Below are 2,322 nucleotides of genomic sequence, written 5' to 3'. Positions count from 1 at the left end.
ATGGAACGGATTCCTTTTTAAGCTTTGGAGGGTTGGCAGGTGCCTCGGTACTTTTGGCTGCAAAATTGAGCATTTTTCACTTGCAAAAAACAAGCATCCGTTCTGGGTGCACGGCCAAGGATGGGTGGAAGCAAGGGATTTGAAGGTTGGAGATCTGCTTCAAAGCCCAGAAGGCAAGCCCTATCCAATCGACCGAATTGAGATGATGAACAACAGTACGTCCGCGTATAACTTCGAAGTCGAAGGAGTACATAATTATTTCGTTACGGAGTCGGAAATATGGACGCATAATGTCATCGGGTCGATTGTAAAAGCAATAGTACAAGTCTTTACGAAAAACACTGCAAAAAATGCTGCAAAACACGTTGCAAAAAATGCTACGAAAAGCGCTGCAAAGAACGTTGTGAAAAACTCCGGAAAAAGCACTAGCGCCGGGAAGGTGTCTCGGGGGACGGGTAATGGTGCACAAAATATAGCACAATATCAAAACTGGAGAAATGGCAGGAAGAAGATTAGTTAGGGAGTGGAGTCCGCAAACGGGTAATACAAGAACATGTCACGAGACTTTAGAACATTCTGGTAGTATAAGACAAGTTAGACCTGACACTAAGTTTACTGGCGGTAATAAGGTTCATTATCAATTCGATATGAATAGAAACTACACTGGACAGTGGTGATTCATTTGAAACAGCCGACAAAAGAAGAGGTGCTTAGCAAATTACTATCAATTTTACAAGGAAGTTTAACGAGGGAAGAAGTAGCTGATTGGGCTTCTGAATTTGTAATGCAAGATGAGCCTAGTGTAACTGATGAAGTGGTGTGGGATCTTTTGAAAATAGCTTCAGGAGTCGATATAAAAGCCTCGCCGGATGAGTACTTGCATATAGAACAAGATATTATGAATTGGATAAATAAGTTCAAAAGATAAGAATGGCATCAAACTTGATTGGTTCGGGTCTATCAAGAGTTTGGGGGTTAGAGCTGGAGCAGCATTTGACCCCAATTTTGAACCCGACCTGTCCATTTGCGAACGACAACCATCGCCCAATTGTCTAAAGACATTCCGGAAAGTTCAGTCCTAATATAAAATTACACTGTGCAAACTGGAAATTTTGAAGGTATTCTATGTTTCCTAAAGTGCCTTCAGAAAACAAATACTATACGAGGAGGAAAAAATCAATGAAAAGACTCTTTTTGGTAATGATGCTTACAATATTTGTGATTTTAGGTGGAACTTCTGCATTTGCTCAGGAAATACCTGTAACAACGAATTTAGAATTAGCTCAAAAAGTTCAAGAGGTTACTGCTTTTGAAACAGGAGAAACTTACAACCAAAGTGTCTCCGAATCAAAAGTTCGAGAGGAAAGAAGTGCATTTTGGGTAAAAGTAGTGAAATCTGTGGTAGTTGAGGTAGCGACTGCTTTAATGTCTCCAGATGTCGCCCATTCTGATTAATATAGTAAATTTGCAAGATTACGGATAATTTTAAATTACCACCTTTTAGTGGAAGAATCGTTGTTTGGATTCTTTTATCGAATCCGTTCTCATATATTATGAGGAGGTTGATTGTGAAGAGGATTGGTTTGTTTTTATTAGCTGTTCTCTTGTCGTTTTCTAGTGTTCTTCTACTCAGATTTTTGCAAAATTATTTTTTTGGTTGGTGGAAATAAAAAACAAAAGGCTCATGGCCGGATTCGTGTAGAATGAAAGTTCTCACACCCCATTCACACAAGGTGAATCCACCATGAGCTATACTCATCTTAGCATAACCGAGCGAAGCAAGCTAGAAATCCTCCATCAGCAAGGGAAAAGTGCCCGAGCCATCGCCAAGGACATGCCACCATTAGCCGGGAACTGCGCCGAAACGCAGCCCAATAGACTTACCATGCGAGGCCATCTCAGGAGAGCGATGTCCAGCGTCGTCAGGCCTCCATTCCCGCAGGAAGTGGACACCGGAGCTTCTTGATTGGCATGATAGGCTTACTGGCCTCAGCAGCATACCGCACATACATATGTATACAAAGGAGAAAACGTACATGAAACAGAAACATCTTTCCGTGAGCCAGAAGCTAAGAAAAGCAAAATCGATGGAAATAAAAAAATAATTGCCCTCGATTGGGCACAAAGCTGGCAAGCGGATCACGATGACTTAATCTGCATGTGGGAACAACCCGTCCGGAGCGAGAAAGATTATGCTCTGCTTTGTCGGGCTGCCAGACAACTTAAAGCTGTCGGTGAAAAACGATTCGATGCGTTAACGCGTGTACTTAATCACCTGGCGGATACTCCGCCTGATCACGATATACAACAAGAGAGTGAATG

General features: G+C 41.9%; 3 protein-coding genes and 1 pseudogene. All 4 read left to right on the top strand.

Going from position 1 to position 2,322, the window contains the following annotated elements; genetic code table 11:
- Positions 1-520 (top strand): polymorphic toxin-type HINT domain-containing protein (locus PPOP_RS16125; RefSeq protein WP_006287696.1); only part of this gene is annotated, 520 nt, incomplete at its 5' end.
- Between the two features lie 162 nt (positions 521-682).
- Positions 683-928: a hypothetical protein gene (locus PPOP_RS16120; RefSeq protein ID WP_006287694.1), complete on the top strand. Its 246-nt coding sequence runs from the start codon at positions 683-685 to the stop codon at positions 926-928.
- 251 nt (positions 929-1,179) lie between these two features.
- A complete protein-coding gene (locus tag PPOP_RS16115; RefSeq protein ID WP_006287693.1) occupies positions 1,180-1,455 on the top strand; it encodes a hypothetical protein in 276 nt (91 codons plus the stop codon).
- 289 nt (positions 1,456-1,744) lie between these two features.
- Positions 1,745-1,944: pseudogene (locus tag PPOP_RS16110) on the top strand (helix-turn-helix domain-containing protein); the annotation flags it as partial.
- Positions 1,945-2,322 lie beyond the last annotated feature (378 nt).

It is taken from the genome of Paenibacillus popilliae ATCC 14706 (genome assembly GCF_000315235.1).
In the GTDB taxonomy this organism is placed as follows: Bacteria; Bacillota; Bacilli; order Paenibacillales; family Paenibacillaceae; genus Paenibacillus_B; species Paenibacillus_B popilliae.
The sequence above is the reverse complement of the archived record's forward strand: the minus strand, read 5'-3'. Positions and strand labels throughout refer to the sequence as shown.